Consider the following 22023-nt stretch of genomic DNA (forward strand, 5'->3'; position numbering starts at 1 on the left):
ACACGGTCTGTTGCCAGATGTCCACTATTTCCCCATAAGTCAAGCCAAGGGAGGTTCATGGTGTTTCGTACGTACGTTGACTGTGTTGATAGCCCTTTGCGGGCACTTCTCTTGCATGGCGGAGCTTCCATACGAGCCCGACGACGGTGAGGGCGCGGGGTTCGTCGCGCCGCTCGCCCCCACCGTGGTCAGGGACGGCGACGGCAAGGTGGTGTGGGACGCGGAGACGTCCGTCCACCCTGACGGGGAGTGCCCGGCCACCGCGCACCCCAGCCTGTGGCGGCAGGCCGCGCTGCGCGCCCGGCACGGCCTGTACGAGGTGACCGAGGGCGTCTACCAGGTGCGCGGGCTCGACCTGGCCCACCTGACCCTTGTGGAGGGCGAGGCCGGGGTCGTCGTCGTGGATCCGCTGGGCTCCACCGAGTGCGCGGCCGCCGGGCTGCGGATGTACCGGCGGCACCGCGGCGAGCGCCCGGTCACCGGCGTGGTCTACACGTGCGCGCGGGCCGACCGGTTCGGCGGCGCGCGCGGCGTCACCTCCGGTGGCGTGCCCGTGCTCGGGCCCGCCGGCTTCCTGGACCGCGCCGCCGAGGAGTTCCTGTACGCCGCCCCGGCCGCCGCCCGCCGGGCCGCCTACACGTACGGACCGGCGTTGCCCGCGGGACCCGAGGGACGGCTCGGCCCGGCCCGCTCGGCCGGCACGGTCACCCTGCTCCCGCCCACCAAGAGCGTCGGGCGGACCGGCCAGGAGGAGACGCTCGACGGGGTGCGGTTCGTCTTCCAGCCCGTGCCAGGCGCGGCGCTCGCCTTCCTGCTGCCCGAGCGGCGGGCCCTCTGCCTGGCCGGGAACGCCGGAGACCCGCCCGACGCGGGCGACCCGCGGCTGTGGACGCGCTGCCTGGCGGAGGCCGTCACGCTCTTCGCCGGCCGCGCGGACGTGGCCTTCGCCGCGCATCACGGCACCGTGCGCGGCGGCGAGGAGGTCACCCGCCTGCTGGAGCGCCACCGGGACCTGCACGCCTACCTGCACGACCAGGCCGTGCGCCTGATGAACAAGGGCCTGACCGCCCAGGAGATCGCCGAATACCTGCAGCCGCCGCCCGCCCTCGCCGCCCTGCCGGGCGCGATCAGCGTGATCAGGGCCGTCCACCAGCACTACCTGGGCTGGTTCGACGGCAACCCGGCCCACCTGTGGGAGCACCCGCCCCGGCAGAGCGCGATCCGCTACGTGGAGTGCCTGGGCGGCGGCGCGGCCGTGGTGGCGCTGGCCGAGCGGTACGCCGCCGGGGGCGACCTGCGCTTCGCCGCCCAGCTGCTCAACCACGCGGTCTTCGCGGACGAGGGCAACAAGCGGGCCCGCGACCTGCTGGCCGAGGTGTACACCCGGCTCGGCCACGGGGCCCGCGACGCCGCCTGGCGCAACGCGTACCTGATGGGGGCGCTGGAGCTGACCGACGGGATCGCGTCCCCTGGCGGCGGGACCGTCGCGCCCGGCGCGCTCGCCACGCTCAGCCCCGAGCGGCTCTTCGACGCGCTCGCCGTGCGGGTGGACGGCCCGAAGGCGTGGCACGAAAGCCTCGCCATCGATTGGCACCTGACCGACCTGGGCCTGCGCTACCGCACCGTCCTGTCGAACGGGGCGCTCATCCGGCAGGCGGACCCGCCGGAGGGGCCGGTGGATCTCACACTCCGGCTCACCCGGGCCCAGCTCGTCGCCCTGCTCGCGGGCCGGGGCGTCGGCGGGGTGTCCAAGGAGGGCGACCTCCAGGCGCTCAAGCGCCTGATCGCCGCGCTGGACGACCCCGTCCCGGGCTTCGCGGTCGTGACACCCTGACCGGGCGCGTCCACAGCAGCGTGGCCGCCACCGCCAGCAGGATCGGCCCGAGCACCACAGGGACCGACGGCCCGCCCGCGTGCCAGCTCCCCATCGCGACGCTCACGCAGGTCAGCACCGTCACGCCGCACGTCGCCGCCCACAGCGGCAGCACGTACAGGAAGCCGAAGAACAGCGGGAACACCAGCCAGACCAGCGGCGCCGCCAGCAGCGCGAGCACCGCCCACGCCAGCGTGCCCGCCACCAGCCAGAGCTGCTCTTGAGCGTCACGACTCACCCACGCAGCGTAACCGCGCGATCGGTCACCGGCGCCGCGACGCCACGCTCGTGAACGCGAAGTACAGCACTCCGGCCAGCACCAGCGCGACCACCACGCCGATGTTCGCCGAGGCGAACGTGCCCGACTTCAGCTCGTCGGTCATCAGGAACCCGACCACGTCGGCGAGGTTCGGGTCGGCCGAGGCGATCAGCCCGATGCCGACGACGGACGCCGTCACCAGCGACACCAGCCCCGGCCAGTTCACCGCCGGCGCCCCGGGTCGTAGCAGCCGCTCCTCGTAGGAGCGGCCGCCGCCCCGCAGCCGCCACATGTCGACCAGGAACACCGCGACCCAGGCCGCCATGACCACGCCGATGATCGCCAGGAACGCCTGGAAGGTCGCCAGGAAGCTGGTCGAGACGAACAGCAGGTAGTAACCGCCGAGCACCATGAGCAGCCCGTCGACGAGCACCGCGTAGTGACGCTTGATCGGCACCCCGAGCGCCAGCATGGACAGCCCCGACGAGTAGATGTCCATGATCGCGCCGGCCAGGAAGCCGCCGATGGCGGTCAGCAGGTAGGCCAGCAGGAACCAGGTCGGCAGCGCCGAGGCCAGCGCCCCCACCGGGTCGGCCGCCGCCGCCTCCGCCAGCGCCGGATCGCCGCCGGTCAGCAGCACGCCGAAGACCAGCAGCACCATCGGCGGCACCGCCCCGCCCAGCGCCGTCCACGTCGCCACCCGCGACGGCCGCGACGAGGAGGGCAGGTAACGCGAGTAGTCGGCGCCGCAGTTGACCCAGCCCAGCCCGAGCAGCGTCATCGCGAAGATGACGCCGCCCACCCAGACCCCCGGCCCGGCCGTGGTCTCCAGCGAGGTGCCCAGCCGGGGCGCCATGAGGATCATGTAGACGACGGTCAGCACGATGAACGCGTACGTCAGGTACCGCTGCACCACCATGATCATCGCGTGCCCGTACACGCCGACGGCGATCGTCACCAGCGCCGCCACCGCGAAGCACGCCGCCGTGGCGGTCGTCGCCGGGATGCCCGGCGCGAGCCGGGTCAGGATGGCCGCGCCGCCCTGCGCCGCGAGCGTGACGAGCACGGTCTCCCAGCCCACGTTCGACACGTACGAGAGCAGCGTCGGCAGCTTGTTGCCCTGGTAGCCGAAGGCGGCCCGGCCCAGCGTCATCGTCGGCACGCCGGACCGGGCGCCCGCGATGGCCACCAGCCCCACCAGCGCGAACGAGAGCGCGTACCCGATCGCGCCGGTCACGATCGCCGGGAAGACCCCCAGCCCGAGGCCCACGACGTAGACGCCGAACGCCACCCCGAACAGCGACAGGTTGGACCCCGCCCAGGGCCAGAACAGGTCGGACGGTTTGCCCCGCCGCTCCGACTCGGGAACCGCGTTGATGCCGTTCTGCTCGACCGCCGTCGTCGTCATGATCGGAAGGTAAACCCGGCCCCCCGCCCGTGTCGAGCGCCCCGCCCCCCTCGAGCAGGGCGTTCGACGCGGTCAGCTCCCGTCGTCCTCCGTGTAGATGCGGATCTCGATGCCGTCGGGGTCGTGCAGGCCGACGAGGACATGGCCGTAGTAGGCGTGGTGCACGCCGCCGTGCGACTCGCCGAGCCGGTCGAGCCGCCGGCACCAGGCCTCCAGAGCGCCCCGGGTGGCGGCGTTCAGCGACACGGGCGCGAACCCCTTGAGCGCGGCAGCCCGCTCCGGCTCACGGCGCAGGCCGACGCAGACGGTGCCGCCCGCGTCGCGCAAGGTGACGCCCATGAGCTCGTCGCCTTCGACGAACTCCAGATCACGCCGGAGCCCCAGCACGCGTTCGTACCACTCCCGGCTGCGTTCGACGTCGGACACCGGCACCTTCACGTGGTGGAACCCGCTCAGCATGGCGCCTCCAACGGCTAGAGTCCGCTCTAGCGAATCGGGGATCCAGAGTACGCTCAGGCGTGTGGACCGCGTCAAGGGCCGGCGGGCCGAGCAACGCAGAGCCACCCGGCGCCGGATCGTCGAGGAGGCGCTACGCCTGTTCACCTGCCAGGGTTACGCCGCCACGACGCTGGAGGAGATCGCCGACCGGGCGGGGGTGGCGGTTCAGACGGTCTACTTCCACTTCGGCAGCAAGCGCGGCGTCCTCGCCGAGGGCCTGGACGTGCTCGTGGCCGGCGACGACGAGCCGGTGCCGCTGATCGAACGGCCGTGGGCCCGGCAGGCCACCGAGGCGCCCGACCCGGCCGGGTCGCTGCGGATCTGGCTGAGCAACGCGCGGGCGATCCTCGAACGGGCGGCGCCGCTGATGCGGGTCGTGCGCGACGCGGCCGGCGCCGACCCCGAGATGGCCGCCGCCCTGGAGATCAGCCAGCGGCAGCGCTACGCCGACCACCGCGCGCTGGTCGGCCATCTGGCGGAGATCGGCGGGTTGAGGGATGGTCTTTGCCCTGACAGGGCAGGAGATCTGGTCTACGCGCTGGTGAGCCCGGAGATGTACCAGTTGCTGACCGAGCAGCGAAGCTGGTCGCCGGCCGAGTGGGAGTCATGGGCGTACGACACGCTCGCCCGCTCGCTGCTCCGGGGCTGCTGACCTGACCGGGGGGAGTACGTGGCGGACACCCGCAAGCACGCGCTGGCCGTCTGCCTGACCGCCGCCTTCATGTCCGGGCTCGACGTGAGCATCGTCAACGTCGCGCTGCCCTCGATCAAGGAAGGCCTGCACGCCGCCTCCGAGGCCGGGCTGCAGTGGATCCTGTCGGGATACGCGCTCACCTTCGGCCTGTCCCTGGTGCCGGGGGGCCGGCTGGGCGACGCGCGCAGCCGGCGCGCCGTGTTCATGTGGGGAGTCGGGCTGTTCACCCTGGCCAGCGCCGCCTGCGGGCTCGCCCCCAGCATGCCGGTGCTGATCGTGGCCCGGCTGCTGCAGGGCCTGGCCGCCGGGATGATCAACCCACAGGTGTCGGGCCTCATCCAGCAGATGTTCCGGGGCGCGGAGCGGGGCCGGGCGTTCGGCGCGCTCGGCGCCACCATCGGGGTGTCCACCGCGGCCGGGCCGCTGATCGGCGGCGCGCTGGTATCCGCCTTCGGCGTCGACCACGGCTGGCGGCTGGTGTTCCTGGTGAACGTGCCGATCGGGCTCGTCCTGGTGCCGCTGGCCCACCGGCTGCTGCCGCCACCCGAGCGGGCCGATGGCCGCGCCGAGAGCATGGACCCGGTCGGGGTGCTGCTGCTCGGCGTGGGCGTCAGCGTGCTGCTGCTGCCGTTCATCCAGCAGCAGCAGTGGCCTGGCGCCGGCAAGTGGCTGCTGGTGCCCGCCTCACTGGCGCTGCTGGTGGGCTTCGTGGCCTGGGAACGGCGCTACCGCCGGGAGCCGCTGGTCGACCTGACGTTGTTCCGGCTGCGCTCGTACGGCCTCGGCACCGCCATCGCGCTGCTCTACTTCGCCGGCTTCACCGGCATCTTCTTCATCTTCACCCTCTACCTGCAGTCGGGCCTGCACTACAGCCCGCTGCTGGCCGGTCTGTCGATCACGCCGTTCGCGGTCGGCTCGGCCGGGGCGGCGCTGGTCGGCGGGCGGCTGGTGAGCCGCGCCGGCCGGCGCGTGGTGGTGATCGGCCTGGTGACGGTGGTCGCCGGCCTGCTGGCCACGATGGCCGCCACCCTGCTCATGCCCGGCCCGCACGTGGCGCTGGCGACCGCGCTGCCGCTGCTCGTGGCCGGCATCGGCAGCGGCCTGACCATCGCGCCCAACCAGGCGGTCACCCTGTCGGAGGTGCCGCCCGCGGGCGGCGGGAGCGCGGCGGGCGTGCTGCAGACCGGCCAGCGGCTCGGCTCGTCCATCGGCATCGCCGCCGCCGGCTCGCTCTTCTTCGGCGCGCTCGGCGAGGGCTGGGCGGTCGCCTTCAGGCACGGTCTCATGGTCGTCGTGCTGTTCGTCTGCGCGGCGCTCGCCGCCGCACTCTACGACCTGCTCAGGCCGTACATGAAGCGTGACCGTTCATGAAACGCAGCCGTTCATGACGCGCGGTCGTTCATGACGCGCGGTCGTTCATGACAGCAGCGCGGCCTCCGTCGTCGGGTCGAGGCCGACGGCGGGGCGGTCGGGGCGCATGGGCGCCTGCCCGCCGATGCTCCGCAGCCAGGCCCAGGTGTCGGCCACGGTCTCCTCGACCGGCCGGCAGCGCAGGCCGGCCGCCACCGCCCTGGACACGTCGCCGCCGTGCATGAACGCGTGGTCGTCGCCGGTCAGCCAGATGGGCAGGTCGGTCCACGGCTGGACGCCCGCCGCCAGGATCGCCTCCTCGCTCGTCCAGCGCAGCTCGGCGTCGGACCCGGTGACCCGCACGCACGCCTCCAGCAGCTCACGCATGGTCGTGAACCCCGGCGGGCTCACCAGGTTGTAGGGACCGCCGAGCCCTTCCAAGGCGGCGTCGAGGCACCACCGGGCGAGGTCGCGGGCGTCGACGTACTGCAGCCCCAGGCCGGCGGGCTCGGGCGCGAGCACCGGCCCGCCCCGCGCGATCCTGCTCAGCCACCAGGGCAGCCGCCCGATGTTCTCGTACGGTCCGAGGATGAGCCCGGCCCTGGCGAGCAGCGCCCGCTTGCCGAACGCGGCGGTCGCGGCGAGCTCGCCGCCCGCCTTCATCTCCGCGTACGTGCCGTCGCCCGCGTCGGGCGACCCCTCGACGAGGGGCGCGCTCTCGTCGGCCCCGTACGGGACGGGATCGGCGTAGACCGACCGGCTCGACACGTACACGTAATGACCGGCCCGGTCGGCCAGCATCGTGGCCGCGTCGCGCACCGCGGACGGCGCCCACGACCAGGTGTCGGCGACCACGTCCCACTCGCCGCCGGCCAGCGCGTCGAGCCCGCCGGGCCGGGTCCGGTCGCCGCTCAGGGCGGTCACCCCGGCGGGCGGTTCGTGCGTGCCCCGGTTGAACACCGTCACGTCATGGCCGAGGGCCAGCGCCTCCGTCACGAACGCCCGGCCCACGAACTCGGTCCCGCCCAGCACCAGAAGTCTCATCCGACCACTGTCCCGCCCCCCACCGGCCTGCGGAACCCTCCATAGCCCACAGCGGAATCGCTCAGAGCGGAACCGGTGGATTAAGCCCCGGATCGTCGGGCAGAGGCGGGTCGGAGGTTGTCGCGCAAAGGGACGAGGGCCCGCTTCCCGTGGGTTTCAGGGGCGTCAGTTACGGGAGGCGGGCCCTTCTTGCGTGTCCTTCTTACTGTCCTTCCTGCGGCCTTGCTTACTGTCCTTCCTGCGGCGTCAGCCGGTCACGGTGATCCGGTTCGTGGCCGGAGGCGCGATCGGGTTGTTCTGCCCGAGATACGCGACGAACGCGTCGATGTCGAGCGGGCCGCTCCACAGGTCCGTGCCCTCGGTGAAGACCGGGAACGCGTCACCGCCGCCGACCAGGAAGTTGTTGATCGCCACCCGGATCGTCTGGGTGTCGGTCACCGGCTGGCCGTCGATCATGAGGTTCGAGACCTTGCTTCCCCACGCGGCGCTCTGGCTCCAGGTGTAGGTCAGGTTCGCCGACGGCTGCAGGATCCGGTTGAACGGCTGGTTGTTCGGGCCGCCGGTGAACTGCTGCTCCAGCGCCGTCTTCAGCTGCGCCCCGGTCAGCGTCACCACCTGCACCAGGTTGTTGAACGGCTGCACGGTGAAGGCCTCGCCGTAGGTGACGACGCCGTCGCCCTCACCGGCGGGCGAGCCCGCGTAGGTCAGCGGGGCGCGCACGCCGCCCGGGTTCATCAGCGCGATCTGCGCGTTGCCGCCGGTCCTGGTGCCGGCCAGCTGGGAGTCGGCGATCAGGTTGCCGAGCGGCGACTCGCCGGACGGCGCCGCGGTGTTCGTGATGTCCGCGGTGATCGTGCCGACGGGCCGGTTGGCCACCTCGGCGACGCGGTCCTTCCACGTCTGCACGAACGTGCTGATCTCCGGGTCGGGGGTGACCGTGCGGGTCACGACGTGGTTGTCGGCCACGACCGAGGCTCGGTCGATGTCGCGGGTGCGGGTGTCGACCTTGAGGTCCACCTGGGTGATGACCCGGCCGAACGAGCCGCCCTGCGAGAACAGCCGGTCACGGCCCTTCGGGTCCTTGACCGTGCACATGTACGCCTGGTGCGAGTGGCCGCTGAGCACGATGTCGATCTCGGCGTCCACCTGGGTCGCGATCCGGTTGCCCGCGCCGGGGATGGCGCTGCACGCGTCGGGCGACTGGCCCGGCGTCACCTGGTCGCCCTCGTGCACGAGCACGACCTGGGCCTTGACGCCCACCAGGGACAGCAGCTTGGAGGCCACGTTCGCGGCCTTGACCTCGTCCACGAACTTGATGTTCTTGATGCCCTCGGCGGTGACGATCGTCGGCGTGGTCTGCGTGACCAGGCCGATGAAGCCGACCGGCACCCCGTTCATGAACTTGACGCTGACCGGCGGCAGCGCGGGCACGCCCCAGTCGGCCATCAGCTTCTTGATCTTCGGGCTGGTGCCGAGGGCCGCCAGGGCGTCGGTGCGCTCGTTCCGGTTCTTGAAGAGCACGTTGGCGCCCACGTAGTCGAAGGCGGCGCCCTTCCACCTGCCGGCGGGGGAGCAGCCGTCCACCGGGTGGCAGCCGCCCTTCATGATCCGGCGCAGCTCGGCGTACCCCTCGTCGAACTCGTGGTTGCCGACCGCGGCCACCTTGAGCCCGAGCTTGCCCATCAGCTCGACCGTCGGCTCGTCGTGGAAGGCGGCCGAGATGAGCGGGGTGGCCCCGATGAGGTCGCCCTGCGCCACCGCGATCGTGTTCCTGTCGGCCAGCGCCTTCATGTGGGTGGCGACGTACGCGGCGCCCCCGGCGTCGACCGTGTTGCCGTTCTCGTCGACCATCCGGCCGGACGAACCGGTCGGGGGTTCGAGGTGGCCGTGGAAGTCGTTCAGTGCGAGCAGCCGGACGGGGACCGTCCGTGCCTTGGAGGACTGGCTCGCGTCTGCCGGTAGCCCGGCGAGCAGGATGCCGCCAGTGGCGACGGCTCCGGCCAACGCCAGCCGGAGGAGTGAACGGGACATCATGGCCCCTGACGTTACGGCGACAATCTGTTGAGCCAATGTCGCAAAGGTAACGATTCATCGGGGGCCCTGCTGGCGGTATTTGCCAGTTGTGCGCCTAGAGTGCGAGCTGTGAGTACGCGTGTGAAGATCAGAGAACGGCTGGACGACCACGAAATCGCCGATGTCCTGAGTCTCGTCGAAGCGGCGACCGAGATCGACCGGGTTCGCCCGCTCAACGAGCACGTGATGCTGCATCTGCGCTACGGGGGCGACCCGCGTGCCCGCTCGGTGCTGCTGTACGCCGACGGGCTCGCCGGCTACGCCCACGTCGACCCCACCGACGAGGTCGAGGGGCCCAGCGGCGAGCTGGTCATCCACCCGGCGCAGCGGGGCCGCGGCAACGGCAAGGAGCTGCTGCGCGCCGTGCTCGACCTGACCGGCGGCAGGCTGCGGCTCTGGGCGCACGGCGGCCACCCCGGCGCGGAGGCGCTGGCCGGGTCGCTGGGGTTCGTCCGCGCCCGCTCGCTGTGGCAGATGCGGCGTTCTCTGTACGCCCCGATCCCCGCCGCCACGCTGCCCGACGGGGTGACGCTCCGCGCGTTCATCCCCGGCCAGGACGAGGAGGCGTGGCTCAAGGTGAACGCCGCCGCCTTCGCCCACCACCCCGAGCAGGGCGCCTGGACCCTGGACGACCTGCGGCGGCGCGAGAGCGAGCCGTGGTTCGACCCCGCCGGGTTCTTCCTCGCCTTCCGCGGCGACCGGCTCGTCGGCTTCCACTGGACCAAGATCCACGGCTCCGACGAGCACGGCCACGAGCCGCTCGGCGAGGTGTACGTGGTCGGCGTCGACCCCTCCCAGCAGGGCACCGGACTGGGCAAGGCGCTCACCCTGACGGGCCTGGACCACCTGCGCTCGCGTGGCCTCGCCCAGGCGATGCTCTACGTGGACGAGACCAACACGGCGGCCATCCGCCTGTACGAGTCGCTCGGGTTCGCCCGCTGGGACGTCGACGTCATGTACGCCGCTACTCCACCGCCCAGTGCAGGGCGTAGTACGACAGAGCCGCGACCAGAGCCGCAGCCGGGATCGTGAGGACCCAGGCGGTCACGATGTTGCCCGCCACCCCCCACCGCACGGCCGACAGCCGCTTGGTGGAACCCACGCCCATGATCGCCGAGGTGATCGTGTGCGTGGTCGAGATGGGCGCGCCGAACCCGATCGCCGCCCCGTACAGGACCGTCGCCGCCGCGCTCTCGGCGGCGAAGCCCTGCGGCGGGTCGAGCGCGATGATGCGGCGGCCCAGCGTGCGCATGATGCGCCAGCCGCCCGCGTACGTGCCCAGCGAGATCGCGCCCGCCGCGGCCAGGATCACCCACTGCGGGATCTCGTCGGTCGGCGCCGCGTAGTCGCCGACCACCAGCGCCAGGAAGATCACGCCCATGGTCTTCTGCGCGTCCTGCAGGCCGTGACCGAGCGCCATCGCCGCGGCCGAGACCGTCTGCGCGTAGCGGAAGCCCCGGTTCGTCTTGCCGGGTTGCGCGTTACGGAAGATCCAGTAGATTGCGATCATGATCGTCGCGGCGAGGGTGAACCCCACGAGCGGCGACACGATCATGGGGATGACCACCTTCTCCAGCACGCCGTCCCAGTGGACCACGCTGGCCGACGCGAGCGCCGCCCCGACCAGGCCGCCGATGAGCGCGTGGCTGGAGGAGGAAGGAAGCCCGAAATACCAGGTGATGAGGTTCCAGGTGATGGCGCCGATCAGGCCCGACGCCACGATCACCAGACCGTGTGAGCCCTGAGGCGCGTCGATGATGCCTTTGCCGACCGTCTGGGCGACCTGGGTGCCCAGGTGGGCGCCGATGAAGTTCATCGCCGCCGCCATGAACAGCGCCGCCCTGGGGGTCAGCGCGCGGGTCGAGACGGAGGTCGCGATGGCGTTCGCCGCGTCGTGGAAGCCGTTGGTGTAGTCGAAGATCAACGCCACCGCGACCACGCCGATGACGAGGGCGAGCGTGAGGTCCACCGGGCCTAGCTTTCCTTGACCGCGATGGACTCGACGGTATTGGCGACGTGCTCGAAGGCATCGGCCGCCTCCTCGAGGGCGTCGATGACCTCCTTCATCTTCATGACGGTGAGCGCGTCGTACTCGCCGCTGAAGAGCTTGGCCAGCAGCCGGCGGTAGATCTGGTCGCCCTGGTTCTCCAGGCGGTTGACCTCGATCCAGTACTCGTTGAGGTTCTTCATCGACCGCAGCCGGGGCATCGCCTCCGCCGTCAGCTCAGCCGCCCGCTCCAGCACCTCCACCTGGCGCACCACGTCTTTGGGGAGGTGGTCGATCTGGTAGAGCACGATGAGGTCGGACGCCGCTTCCATGGCGTCCATCACATCGTCGAGGTTGGAGGCGAGACGGTAGATGTCTTCGCGGTCGAACGGGGTGATGAAACTCTCGTTGAGCCGGTTCATGATCGCATGAGTGCGTTCATCCCCGGCGTGCTCACATGCCCGCATCTTCTCGGCCAGGGACTCCCGGTCCGATCCGTCGCTGATGATCTCTACGAGCAAGCGAGACGCGGTGACCAGGTTGTTCGCCGAGTCGGCGAACAGGTCATAGTAGCTGTCCTCACGTGGCGTGAGCCGCAGGCGCACGTCGTTCTCCAGATGTGCGGGGATGGTCCGTGGAAAGGGTAAGGCTTACCAGGTGAAATGCGAACTTCATGTCCCCTTCTCCTAGTCGCTACCCTCCGTATGCTGTACGACACCGGGGCCAGAGTACTTTGACCGCCTTATCGCCGCGCAGGCGGGTGCTACACCTTTGTCCGATGGAAGTTCTGGAACGACCTCGACGGCGTCGGCCCGCGCTGCCCTTGGTAACGCGACCCGTACCGCTCCGACCCGTACGGGAACTCGGCCGGCGAGCTCAGCCTGAACACGCACAACTGCCCGATCTTCATCCCCGGCCACAGCTTGATCGGCAACGTCGCCACGTTGGACAACTCCAGCGTGACATGCCCGCTGAACCCAGGATCGATGAACCCGGCCGTCGAATGCGTCAGCAACCCGAGACGCCCCAGCGAGCTCTTGCCCTCCAGCCGCGAAGCCAGATGATCGGGCAACGTGATCACTTCATATGAGGAGGCGAGCACGAACTCGCCCGGATGCAGGATGAACGGCTCGTCCCCGTCAGGCTCCACCAGCCGCGTCAGATCCGGCTGCTCGCTCGACGGATCGATGTGCGGATACCTGTGGTTCTCGAACACCCGGAAGAAACGGTCAAGCCGCACGTCGATGCTGGACGGCTGGACCATGTCCCGATCGAACGGGTCCAACGCCAGCCGGCCGGCGTCGATCTCGGCGAGGATGTCGCGGTCAGATAGCAGCACGATGAGCAACCTACCCGGTGCGCCCCCGGTAAGTTGACGGCTCGGCTTGGTGAAGTGGCCGAGGTTTCCGCTAGAGTGTTGCTCGCGGCTTCGGGTCGCACGCGGGTGTAGTTCAATGGCAGAACATCAGCTTCCCAAGCTGACAGCGCGGGTTCGATTCCCGTCACCCGCTCTCGGCGAGCCCTGCTCGTTGACCTTTGGTCAACTTCGGCGGGGCTTTTGTGCTGGTCGGGGGGACGACCCCCCGAGCCCCCCGCGTGCCACCCTCTTCTCCCGGGCTTCTCGTCTCAGGGCGCGATTGCCGCTACGGGTGCCGGTTTCGGGCCTAGCCGAGCAGTAGGGCGTTCCATACCCGCTCCGCTTCGCGGATGATCATGGTCAGGTTTCGTGAACCGGTCCCCTTGCGGGCGTATGACCAGGGTCCTCAAAGCTGGCGACTACGTGATCTGAGCGAAGCAGGGTGGGAAGCATGACTCAGACCTTGATGACGGTGACGCGTCCGCCGCACAGAGCGGCGAGGTCCTCGGGGTCGGAGGTAATGACCGTGACGGGGCCAGGGGCAGCGAGGGCGGTGGCGCAGAGCATGGCATCGATGGCGTACTTGTGTCCATGCAGGCCGGCGTCGGACAAGAGTCGGGCGGCGTGGCGGGCGATTGGCTCTGTGACCGGCTCGACGACGAGGCGGGATAGCGTCCACTCCAGGGCCGGCCGGTTGATGCGGGGGTGGACCACCTCGACGAGGGTGGCGGCAGAGGTGATGACGCGGAGGTCGTCGGCACGCGCGAGAGCGAGCCATGCGGTGGCCGTACGGTCGCGCAGGACGGCCTTGGCCAGTCCCTCGCTGTCGAGGACGAGGGTGCCGCCGGGAGTGGCGGGAGAACGGGTCATGCGGCGTCGTGAGCTTGTTCCTGCCGGGCCTGGCGGAGCTGGTCGCGCAGTGCCTGGACCTCGTCGTCAGTGATAGGGCCATGCTCGGCCTCGGCGACCTGGATGAGTTCGTTGAGGTTGTCGCGCTCGATCTGGCGGGCGACGGCGGCGGTGACGTAGGCAGACAAGCCAGAAGGTCCGCTTCGGGACCGGGCGGCCTTTGCGATGTCGCGTGGCATGGTGATCGAATACTTGCCGGTAGGCTCGCTCATGCTCCTTATCCTACCCCTGATCCTCCTGGGAATCCCGCGGTCACTTTGGGCGCCGGTAGGACCGTCGTCGGCTCTGGATGGCCGATGGCGCATGCCGAAGGGCGTTGAAGGTGTGTTCCTTTCAGGCCAGGCGAGTGCCTAAGCAGGTGGGGCAAGCCGGATGATCCGGTCGTGGACGCTACCGTCAAGGTCAGCTTGGAGCAGTCCGTTGTCGATGGCCGGCTCGCAGTTCGTGACTATGGTCACGTCTGCGGGTGGCCCTTCCCGGTAGTTGAACAGCAGCCGGAACTCATCATCAGGACCGGCTCCCGTTCCCTGGCACTGGTGCGTGCTTGTTGTGGTCTCAAGGGAGTTCAGCGCCGTGGCCAAGTTTTCGGCCACCGACTCGCCGTACTCCAGCCGAGGAGATCGGACGCCGTATCGGTCGTGCCTGCACACCAGGACCTTGCCGGGTCCTTCGGGGACCATCTGCTCGTTCTGGCCCCGACGCCCGACGGATCCATGGCACGGATCTTCTGGCTGCACTAGCCGCCAGATCCCCTTCTGGTAGGCGGCTGTGATGCCTTTCCCGACATAGGAGTTAGTGAGGGCCGTGCCGTTGGTCGTCTGCACGCAGGAGTTGACCTCCTCAGCCGTGCCCACCCACAGTGCCTCCCCATTGGGATAGGCAAACCGGATCAGATAGTTCGTCATCGGCCCGCCCATCAACGTGCACAGGGGCTTGGCGGCTGTGGCAGTCACCGGGAGGTAGCTCAGATCACGCGCCATCGCCCTCGCCTGATCCGTCAAGGTTCGGGACCCGGCCAGCCGTTCGCCTCCGGGCCGTGTGTTGTCCCCAGGGTAGGCACAGATCAGAGCCTGGATCGGGTCGCCGGGCACCAGTGACTCCTCGACCCCGCCGATACCAGCAGCCGCCGGCACCCAACCGCCAGGCGCGCGGCCGCTCCACTGTTGCGGGCACGAGGACGGCACCGGCGGTGACTTGCTCGTGAACTGTGAGATCAGGACGGCCGCTGTACAGGCTGACGCCACGGCGAAACCGGCCGTGACTAAGTGGATGGGCTTCACCAATCGGTGCGATGTGCGGATTTCTCCCATCGGGACATCATCCTCGAAACGGTGTTGCTAGGTACGCATGGTGAGCCGGTGACCGACGGGCCATTAGCCAGGGCGAGAAGGGTCAACCACGGTCACTCATGACCAGCCCGAAGCCCAGGTCAGCGCCCCTACACGGGGTGATCCATGTAGTTCCCGAGCTGACAGCGCGGGTTCGATTCCGGTCACCTCCACAAGCGAAAGCCCAGTTCAGGGACATCCCCGACTGGGCCTTCTTACTGAAGCATTTTCATCCTCGTGACGGCGGTCCGCTGATCACAACATGATCGCGAGTGCGGCGTTAGCCCGAGGAAGCAAAAAACCCCTGGTAGACGGGTTGATCACCACAACCATCACCGTCGTAACCAGGGGCTCCGGATGCTGTTCTATCGTGCCGCCGTCGATTTGTCGCATCAGACGCTGAACTACGTCGCCGGGGTGATCCGGGCGCCACCGTAAGTCCAAGAGGTCGCTCTGGCGGCGGCTCAACCCCGGCCAGCAGGCGTTGCTGGTGTTGGTCTACCTGCGCAAGGGCGAGACGTTCACCGAACTCGGAGCCGGTTTCGGCGTGTCGACGGCGACCGCGTGGCGCTATGTGGAGGAGACGGTCAAGCTGCTGTCGGCCCGCTCGCCCAAGCTCGGCCAGGCGCTGCGCAAAGCCAAGCGGGACGGGCTGCACTACCTGGTGCTGGACGGCACGCTGATCCGCATCGACCGCATCGCCGCCGACCGGCCGTACTTCTCCGGCAAGCACCGCGTGCATGGGATGAACATCCAGGTCATCGCCTCCCCGGACGGAACGATCCTGTGGACCTCGGGAGCATTACCCGGCAAGGCTCACGACCTGAGCGCCGCCCGCATCTGGGGCATCCTGCGCGCGCTGGAGCAGGCCGGGATCATCACCCTGGCCGACAAGGCGTACCAGGACGCCGAGGGCCCGGTCCGTACCCCGCACAAGGGCAAGAAGAAGCCCGCCTCCCAGAAGCGCCCACGCCAAGCTCCGCGGACCCGGCGAACGCGCGAATGCCCAGCTTGAAAGCTGGAAGATCCTCCGCAAGCTACGCTGCGGCCCGTCCAAGGCCGGCCATCTCTGCAAGGCCATCGCCGTCCTTCAGAACCACCGCGTCGCCCAGGCCGTCTGAGGATGAAGGGTCAAGGACGCGCAAGTCTTACGGGTCGCATGAACGTGCCCCGGCCTTGGTGCAGGCGTTCGCGAAGCTGCGGCGACAACCCCGACCGGCTCACCTCCTCAGCGGCCTTCGCCGCCCTGTGCGGCGTCGCCCCGATTCCTGCCTCCAGCGGCAAGACCACGCGGCATCGGCTCTCGCGCGGAGGAGACCGCCAGGCCAACCGTGCCCTCTACCTCATCGTGCTCGCTCGCATGGCCTGGTGCCCCCGTACCCGCGCCTACGTCACCCGTCGCACGGCCGAGGGCAAGTCCAAGAAAGAGATTGTGGACGGACACGAGTTTCTCCTGGTAGACGGACACGGCGATCCTGGTAGACGGACAGGAGTTCTCCCGGTACGCGGTCACCAGCAAGCTGGGCTGGCGACCATGTCGATGGTGCGGTTTCGATCCTGATGGTCAGCCAGAACGCCCTACGATCCGCCATGCGGTGGCTGGTGTCGGTACATGGCTGGGGGCGATCGGCGCCGCAGGGCCTCCTTCGTCGGCCCCGCGGCATCGGGCACGGTCTTTCCGGACCTTGAGACGCTGAGCGGGGCCGCGCCGGCGAGCGCATGGAACCGAACCCGGTACGGGGAGCGGGGGATGGGTCCGGCTGCCGGGATTTTAGTGGCCGTCTGCCTGGAGCCCGTGGCCACCTACCAGGATTGTCCGTGGCCGCCGACCTGGGTTTTCTGATGACCGCTAACAGAGATCATCCGCTGCCTCGAACGCTACGTCGCCCGAGAGTTCCTCAAAGTCCTCACCAGCCCGAACGCCACAAGCAATGATCTTCGCGTCGCCGCTTGACAAACATAGGAGCATCGGGGCGATTCACACGCGCAATCGCGGGCCACGCCAGCGTCAGGCAAGGGAGGCGACTTAAGTGGCCATCGCGGCCTTCGAGAAGGGCTGCATGATTGGCATACGCCGCTTGATCATGCTTCCATGAGGAGGCTGTTGCTGATCCTTACCTTGATGGTCCTTTATGTCTTAATAGTCCGATCTGGACTCATAGAACTGGTGTCCAAGTGGCTGTATGGCCCGCTGGGATCAAGCACGACATGGGGCCCGTCGCCTCTTTCATGGTGGGGTCGAATCGGCAAGTATCTGCAGTTTCTCGGCGGCCTGGTTGCCCTCCTCGATCTGGTTGACCCCGAAAAGATCAGAGCGTCCGCCCTGAGGGCATCAATTCAGGCCGGTGAGCTACGCAAGACGCTTCAGGCGAGCAGCTATCTGTCGGATCTGCTGCGACTTGAAAGGGTCGTGCTCACAAGAACCATCCTGTCCAATCCGACAGATTGGAGGGGGTGGGCGGACCGAGCGGAGCAAGACAAGGAGGCCGAACGATGAGTACCGCCCGCCGGTGGCAGGATGTCAAGGCCGAGGCGCGCCGCCGCAATCCCGAGTTGGCGGATCCGGGACGTCAGGCCAGGGCTCGCGCTGAACTCGACGCCTACATCGCCGGCCACCACCTCAGAGAGCTCCGCAAGGCCATCGGAAAGACGCAAGCCGAGGTCGCCCAGATCCTCGGCGTATCCCAATCCCGGATCTCTCAGATCGAGAACGGCAACATCGAGGCCATGGAGTTGGAGACCCTTCGCGCCTATGCGGTCGCATTGGGCGGGCATCTCGACATCACCATCAGCGTCGGACCCCACTCGGTCAAGGTGGCATAGCCTCACTCAATGATCATGTGCGATGCCCGGCCTTGCTGTTCGCGGGATCGATGTCTAGGCGCACAAGCTCATCATCGATCCCGTAGCCGAGGGACAGATCGCTGCGCTACCCGCACCCGCGCTGGGGCCGCTCGCGGATCTGTTCGCGCTGCTGGAGACCGCTTCTTGGAGCGGAGACCCGTACAACTCCGCGAACCCCCGGGCGAACATGCTTACGCACCCGCACGGAGAGCGCGGCCTTGCCACGTACGTGGTCCTGGACCGGCAGTGTGAGGTCTACCTTGTCCATCGAATGGCCGTAAGCCGTGCCCGCTGCGTACCCGTTCTCGCAGTGTCCATCGGGGAGTCACCGGGACTCAAGGTCAATGGGCTGACAGCGCGGGTTCGATTCCCGTCACCCGGCTGCACTCCGCTTGATGACGTGGAGAGCCAGGAGCACTGCGTGAGGGTGCAGGGGTTCGCCGCGTGAACGGCCGCGTCCGCCTCTGGTGCCTGCGCCATGCCGAGTCCGAGAACGTCATCACCGGCACCGCGGGAGCCGTTCCGACCGCACCACTGACGGAGCGCGGTCACCACCAGGCCATCGACGCGGCCGGCGCGCTCGCAGCCGAGCCGATCACCAGGATCTACTCCAGCACGGCATTACGGGCACTGCAGACCGCGAAGCACCTCGCAGCTCTGTCGGACCTCGACATCAAGGCGATACCGGAGCTGGTGGAAGTCGGCATCGGCAGGCATGAGGGGACCAGCGACCCTGCGATCCGCACCCGGACAGCACAAGTGCTTCGCGCCTGGATCGTCGAGCGGGACCTCGGCCAACGGGTCGCGGACGGAGAGACGGGCCACCAGGTCGTCGCCCGTATGACGGCAGCCCTCCAGACAATCGTCAGCACGCATCCCGGCGAGACCGTCGCCGTCGTCGGTCACGTCGCCAGCCTCACCGTCGCTCTCGGACACCTCTGCGCCCTCGGTCACCACGTCTGGGGCGTGCCTCTTCCACATGCCCGCCCCTTCCTCGTCGAGTGGGACGGACACACCTGGCACTGCCAGGCGTGGCCATCAGCGGCCGGTTGACTCACATCGATCCACGGGGTCTGGACCATTACTCGGCTTCCGCCTCGCAGAGGGGTGTCGCGGGTGGCGGCGGAAGTGGCGACGCGGAGGTCGCGGTCCAGGGCGAACCATGCGGGTGAAACTCGATGGCGTCCGACTTGCGCCCACAACCATGATGTCCTGATGCGCAAGAAGACCGCTTACGACGACGCACTCGGCGACTTCTTTGCCCAGCATGCCGATACGAGCCCCTACAACGCCTACACCGACCGCCCCGCGATGCTGCAACTCGCCGGGGATGTTTCCGGAGCCAGAATCCTGGACGTCGGCTGCGGGGCAGGCCAGTACGCAGCCGAGCTCACGGCCCGCGGGGCCCACGTCGTCGGTATCGAGGGCAGCGCCACGCTGCTCCGGTACGCACGAGCACGCGTGAACGGCCAAGCAGAACTGCGCCTCCACGATCTGGACGAGCCGCTCGACTTCGCCGCTGACGCGTCATTCGACGGCGCGGTCTGCGCCCTCGTGTTCCACCACATCAAGAATCGTGAGCAGCTGCTGGGGGAACTACGTCGTGTCCTACGACCAGGTGGATGGCTCCTGATCTCGACCACCCACCCCACAGCCGATTGGCACCACTTCGGGGGCTCGTACTTCAGCCATGACTGGAGTGACTTGGCCGTCGCAGGTGGCAAGCATTCGCTCCACTACCAGCGCATGCCGTTGGAGACCTTCATAAGCGAGCTATTGGCCGCAGGGTTCGTGCTGGAGCAGCTGATCGAACCCCGGCCCACGGCCGCCTTGCGAAAGATCGACGAAGCGACCTACGACAGGCTTCACCAAGCCCCGTCCTTCCTCGCCGTGAAACTGCAGCACCCCTGATCACCTGTCGGAACCAGCGCGCCCGTCTCTGCTCACGAACGGGAAAGGATCTCAGCCTTTCGCTTTCCCGATCGCATTCATCCATTCTCGACGACGGTGGACGACGAACCTGATTCGTTCCTCACTCCGCAACCCGATTTCCAGGCCGTTCGGCACGATGGCGAGTGTGTTGACAGGTGCCGTCGAGACGATCTCCTTCAGCGGCCACGCCCAGACGCCTGTTTGGACGTTTATGGAGTGTGAACGGAAGACCAGCCACGAACTGGTCAACCAAAGCCGGCCGCCCACGGCCTCTCGGCCGCGCCACAGATTCGCGTGACCTTTGCGAAGCACTACCTCACCGGGCGTAACGATGATATCCGTGCTTTGGAACACCTTGATCAGGTCTCGTTCACCCATGACGTGTCGCTTCTCCTAGCCGTCCAACAGATCGTTCAACGATGCCCGCTCGGCTCCCTCACCTCTTTGTCGATCGCGTAGCTCGGCCATCCAGCCCGGCTCACCTCTCAATGGGGGTGGCACCAGCAGGCGAGGCCGGTTGAAAGCGTTCACGCTCGCATGCAGCAGCGCCGCAGGCAGGGTGAGAGCGAAGATGATCCACCCCGCTACCTCCATCCATGTGATCCTGAAGATAACTCCCGACACCAGAACCAAGAGGCCGCCTGTGAGAAAGTTGCACGACAGCACGTGAGGCAGAAAGCTTCTTGGGTGAACATCCATTTGGAAGATGTTCAGGTCTGACATCATTCGAAATCGCAGGATTCCGGTGCGCCACAAATGAGGCAAGCGGGGGAGGTCCCAAGCCGCCACCAGCCATATGGCTAGTAACCCGCCAACCAGCCACCACCGGCCCCAGTCCACGTTGGCTCCTCCGGTCATCCGAAGCGCTGTGGTTGACATGAAAAACGAACGGAGCTCGAACCAGGTTCCGGAAACTGCGTAGATCAGCCGCGCTGCATCAGCGTGGCATGGCTCGAGCGTGCTGTGCCGAAAGGGCCGCCCAGCGCTCGGCATCGCCTATCGGGCCGCCGGTTGACCATGTGAAATGCTCGCTCACCTGTACGTCCCTCCAGTCGCCGTCGTTCGCATCGGGCGCAGGAAGTTCTGCTCCACCGCGCTCGGCGAGCACCAGGGCCGTCGCTATGAAGCCCTCCATGAGTGAGTGCAGGATCGGATGGTTCGAACGCTCGTAACGCCCGATGAGCGCACTCACGAAAGCGGCGAAGGTGGCCAGGTCGACCTGACATTCGTCGCTCTCCATGGGGCCGAGCCCTGTCGGTAATCCCGTCTCGGGGGCCAGAGCCTCCGCTGATCGTATGAATAGACCTGCGACTCCGTTGGAGGGGTTCCAGAGGACTTGATCGCCAGCCTGGAAATACTGACTCATGCTCTCCTCGTTCCACCACGGTCTGGCGTCCTCGCCGTCAGAGATGCGCGCCGCCCCGACTTGACGTCTACGATGATCAGGCAAGGTCGCGCCGCGTGTGCGACCTGCGTCCTTCTCGCGGCGCGTGGCACCCGCTCCGGTCGCGACGTCATCCGCCGGCAGATCAGTCCTTCGCTTCGCGGACGTCCTTTCCCTGCTCGGCGAAGGCCTTGAAGTCGTGCATGTGCTGAAGTGACTGCTTGCGGAAGGCGCCGGGCATCAGGAGCCCCACCAGCCGCATCATCAGGTTGCTGAACCGGTATTCGTTCTCGCTCACCCAGAGCGTCGTCTCCGGACCGGCTTCGGTCAGCCGTTCGCGCGCGGCGTTCCACATGCCCTTGCCGACGATTTCGCGTTCGAAGTGGACGACGCTTTCTTTCGGGATCCCGTGCAGGTCTTCCGGTTCTCGGCGCGTGATGGTCTCGGTGGCCTCCATTTTCTGCTGCCCCATCTCCATCACGATCCGCGACTTGGTGCCGACATGTCCGTGCACCCCGTTCAGCGGCTCGTGCAGCACAAGACCCCGTAGCCACTTCGGCATGTGTGCCGGGTCGGCGAGCAGTTGAGCCACCTGCTCCCGCGGCCGGGCGATCTCGATCGAGACGGTGTACTTCATGGCGGAGCGCTCCAGGTTCCTGAAGGAACGGGTTTTACGCTGACAGCCACGCCTTCTTTCGAATATGAAGCAGATCGACATAGATCAAGAGGCGAAGCCGGGGGATAAGTTCGAACAGGTTATCGTGCAACGTCCGATGCTAGGAGATCGCCAATATTTTCGGAAGGGGTGAGCGCAATGCCGTCGGCAGGGCACCCTGGCGCCGGGATGGTCGTGGGCTGATCGTTATGTCAGCAGCCGGAGGAGGCTCCATCGGCTCGCCGCTCACCGAGTAGGCGTACTGCCAGCCCTGCTCCCGGACGAGATCCAGCAGGACCTGCCAGTCCTCGAGAGCCGTTCCCTCCACAACCACGTCAGGCAACGCTCCGTTGACCTCAGGGTCGAAGAGGGCCTTCACGTCATCCCACAGCAGGTCGGGCACAGCACTCATCATCCCTCCAGGCTGC

The 22023-nt window shown here is 68.2% G+C and carries 24 protein-coding genes, 1 tRNA gene and 2 pseudogenes; 11 read left to right on the forward strand and 16 right to left on the reverse strand.

Annotated elements, in window-relative coordinates; genetic code table 11:
• Positions 1–115 precede the first annotated feature (115 nt).
• Complete coding sequence (locus ACGFI7_RS00775) at positions 116–1834, forward strand: alkyl/aryl-sulfatase (RefSeq protein WP_393397608.1); 1719 nt, start codon at positions 116–118, stop codon at positions 1832–1834.
• Here ACGFI7_RS00775 and ACGFI7_RS00780 read toward each other — a convergent pair.
• The 3 genes from ACGFI7_RS00780 to ACGFI7_RS00790 all read right to left on the reverse strand — a co-directional run bounded on the left by ACGFI7_RS00780 (position 1773) and on the right by ACGFI7_RS00790 (position 3999).
• Entirely contained in the window at positions 1773–2111 is a 339-nt protein-coding gene (locus ACGFI7_RS00780) for a hypothetical protein (RefSeq protein ID WP_393397610.1), read from the reverse strand. The two genes, ACGFI7_RS00775 and ACGFI7_RS00780, sit on opposite strands and share 62 nt — an antisense overlap.
• Before the next feature lie 25 nt (positions 2112–2136).
• Positions 2137–3540: a purine-cytosine permease family protein gene (locus ACGFI7_RS00785; protein WP_393397612.1), complete on the reverse strand. Its 1404-nt coding sequence runs from the start codon at positions 3538–3540 to the stop codon at positions 2137–2139.
• A gap of 72 nt (positions 3541–3612) precedes the next feature.
• Positions 3613–3999: a VOC family protein gene (locus ACGFI7_RS00790; RefSeq protein WP_393397614.1), complete on the reverse strand. Its 387-nt coding sequence runs from the start codon at positions 3997–3999 to the stop codon at positions 3613–3615.
• 61 nt (positions 4000–4060) lie between these two features.
• On the opposite strand from ACGFI7_RS00790, the gene ACGFI7_RS00795 reads away from it, so the two are divergent.
• On the forward strand, positions 4061–4690 hold the full coding sequence (locus ACGFI7_RS00795) for a TetR/AcrR family transcriptional regulator (protein ID WP_393397616.1): 630 nt from the start codon (positions 4061–4063) through the stop codon (positions 4688–4690).
• 18 nt (positions 4691–4708) lie between these two features.
• The gene (locus tag ACGFI7_RS00800; protein WP_393397618.1) at positions 4709–6103 is read left to right on the forward strand and encodes an MFS transporter; all 1395 of its coding nucleotides are present in this window, start codon (positions 4709–4711) and stop codon (positions 6101–6103) included.
• A gap of 45 nt (positions 6104–6148) precedes the next feature.
• Here ACGFI7_RS00800 and ACGFI7_RS00805 read toward each other — a convergent pair whose 3' ends face one another.
• Together ACGFI7_RS00805 and ACGFI7_RS00810 are read right to left on the reverse strand one after the other, a co-directional pair.
• Positions 6149–7126, reverse strand: a complete 978-nt coding sequence (locus ACGFI7_RS00805; protein WP_393397620.1) for an NAD-dependent epimerase/dehydratase family protein — start codon at positions 7124–7126, stop codon at positions 6149–6151.
• Between the two features lie 246 nt (positions 7127–7372).
• Entirely contained in the window at positions 7373–9160 is a 1788-nt protein-coding gene (locus ACGFI7_RS00810; RefSeq protein WP_393397622.1) for a bifunctional metallophosphatase/5'-nucleotidase, read from the reverse strand.
• 108 nt (positions 9161–9268) lie between these two features.
• Between ACGFI7_RS00810 and mshD the strand changes: the two genes are divergently transcribed.
• The gene (gene mshD / locus ACGFI7_RS00815) at positions 9269–10231 is read left to right on the forward strand and encodes a mycothiol synthase (protein ID WP_393397624.1); all 963 of its coding nucleotides are present in this window, start codon (positions 9269–9271) and stop codon (positions 10229–10231) included.
• Here mshD and ACGFI7_RS00820 read toward each other — a convergent pair.
• From ACGFI7_RS00820 to dcd, 3 genes are all read right to left on the reverse strand, one after another.
• Entirely contained in the window at positions 10164–11168 is a 1005-nt protein-coding gene (locus ACGFI7_RS00820) for an anion permease (protein WP_393397626.1), read from the reverse strand. The genes mshD and ACGFI7_RS00820 overlap by 68 nt on opposite strands.
• A 5-nt stretch (positions 11169–11173) precedes the next feature.
• Positions 11174–11791 (reverse strand): DUF47 domain-containing protein, encoded by a 618-nt coding sequence (locus ACGFI7_RS00825; protein ID WP_393397628.1) that lies wholly within the window; start codon positions 11789–11791, stop codon positions 11174–11176.
• 158 nt (positions 11792–11949) lie between these two features.
• Positions 11950–12525 carry a dCTP deaminase gene (dcd, locus tag ACGFI7_RS00830; protein WP_393397630.1) on the reverse strand — a complete coding sequence of 192 codons (576 nt, stop codon included), beginning with the start codon at positions 12523–12525 and terminating at the stop codon, positions 11950–11952.
• Positions 12526–12626: 101 nt separating this feature from the next.
• On the opposite strand from dcd, the gene ACGFI7_RS00835 reads away from it, so the two are divergent.
• A tRNA-Gly gene (locus ACGFI7_RS00835) sits at positions 12627–12697 on the forward strand.
• Between the two features lie 302 nt (positions 12698–12999).
• Here ACGFI7_RS00835 and ACGFI7_RS00840 read toward each other — a convergent pair.
• The 3 genes from ACGFI7_RS00840 to ACGFI7_RS00850 form a co-directional block, all read right to left on the reverse strand.
• Complete coding sequence (locus tag ACGFI7_RS00840; protein ID WP_393397632.1) at positions 13000–13413, reverse strand: type II toxin-antitoxin system VapC family toxin; 414 nt, start codon at positions 13411–13413, stop codon at positions 13000–13002.
• Complete coding sequence (locus ACGFI7_RS00845) at positions 13410–13664, reverse strand: CopG family transcriptional regulator (protein ID WP_393397634.1); 255 nt, start codon at positions 13662–13664, stop codon at positions 13410–13412. Before ACGFI7_RS00845 ends, ACGFI7_RS00840 begins: the two co-directional genes overlap by 4 nt.
• 138 nt (positions 13665–13802) lie before the next feature.
• Positions 13803–14762, reverse strand: coding sequence for a hypothetical protein (locus ACGFI7_RS00850; RefSeq protein ID WP_393397636.1), 960 nt, complete (start codon positions 14760–14762; stop codon positions 13803–13805).
• A gap of 375 nt (positions 14763–15137) precedes the next feature.
• On the opposite strand from ACGFI7_RS00850, the pseudogene ACGFI7_RS00855 reads away from it, so the two are divergent.
• From ACGFI7_RS00855 to ACGFI7_RS00880, 6 genes and pseudogenes are all read left to right on the forward strand, one after another.
• Positions 15138–15901, forward strand: a pseudogene (locus tag ACGFI7_RS00855) (transposase family protein).
• A gap of 74 nt (positions 15902–15975) precedes the next feature.
• Positions 15976–16215, forward strand: a pseudogene (locus tag ACGFI7_RS00860) (transposase); the annotation flags it as partial.
• A 657-nt stretch (positions 16216–16872) separates the two neighbouring features.
• A complete protein-coding gene (locus ACGFI7_RS00865; protein ID WP_393397638.1) occupies positions 16873–17277 on the forward strand; it encodes a hypothetical protein in 405 nt (134 codons plus the stop codon).
• A complete protein-coding gene (locus ACGFI7_RS00870) occupies positions 17274–17603 on the forward strand; it encodes a helix-turn-helix domain-containing protein (protein ID WP_393397640.1) in 330 nt (109 codons plus the stop codon). Before ACGFI7_RS00865 ends, ACGFI7_RS00870 begins: the two co-directional genes overlap by 4 nt.
• Positions 17604–18068: 465 nt before the next feature.
• Entirely contained in the window at positions 18069–18677 is a 609-nt protein-coding gene (locus ACGFI7_RS00875; RefSeq protein ID WP_393397642.1) for a histidine phosphatase family protein, read from the forward strand.
• Positions 18678–18839: 162 nt separating this feature from the next.
• Positions 18840–19535 (forward strand): class I SAM-dependent methyltransferase, encoded by a 696-nt coding sequence (locus ACGFI7_RS00880; protein WP_393397644.1) that lies wholly within the window; start codon positions 18840–18842, stop codon positions 19533–19535.
• 51 nt (positions 19536–19586) lie between these two features.
• Here ACGFI7_RS00880 and ACGFI7_RS00885 read toward each other — a convergent pair whose 3' ends face one another.
• From ACGFI7_RS00885 to ACGFI7_RS00905, 5 genes are all read right to left on the reverse strand, one after another.
• Positions 19587–19934, reverse strand: coding sequence for a GRAM domain-containing protein (locus tag ACGFI7_RS00885; RefSeq protein ID WP_393397646.1), 348 nt, complete (start codon positions 19932–19934; stop codon positions 19587–19589).
• Between the two features lie 15 nt (positions 19935–19949).
• Complete coding sequence (locus ACGFI7_RS00890; protein ID WP_393397648.1) at positions 19950–20396, reverse strand: hypothetical protein; 447 nt, start codon at positions 20394–20396, stop codon at positions 19950–19952.
• Positions 20397–20493: 97 nt separating this feature from the next.
• Positions 20494–20922 carry a DUF6086 family protein gene (locus ACGFI7_RS00895; RefSeq protein ID WP_393397649.1) on the reverse strand — a complete coding sequence of 143 codons (429 nt, stop codon included), beginning with the start codon at positions 20920–20922 and terminating at the stop codon, positions 20494–20496.
• A gap of 163 nt (positions 20923–21085) precedes the next feature.
• Positions 21086–21577: an SRPBCC family protein gene (locus tag ACGFI7_RS00900; RefSeq protein WP_393397651.1), complete on the reverse strand. Its 492-nt coding sequence runs from the start codon at positions 21575–21577 to the stop codon at positions 21086–21088.
• Between the two features lie 139 nt (positions 21578–21716).
• Complete coding sequence (locus ACGFI7_RS00905; RefSeq protein ID WP_393397654.1) at positions 21717–21998, reverse strand: hypothetical protein; 282 nt, start codon at positions 21996–21998, stop codon at positions 21717–21719.
• Between the last annotated feature and the right edge of the window lie 25 nt (positions 21999–22023).

The sequence above is a fragment of the Nonomuraea sp. NPDC048826 genome (assembly GCF_043198225.1).
Classification (GTDB): domain Bacteria; phylum Actinomycetota; class Actinomycetes; order Streptosporangiales; family Streptosporangiaceae; genus Nonomuraea.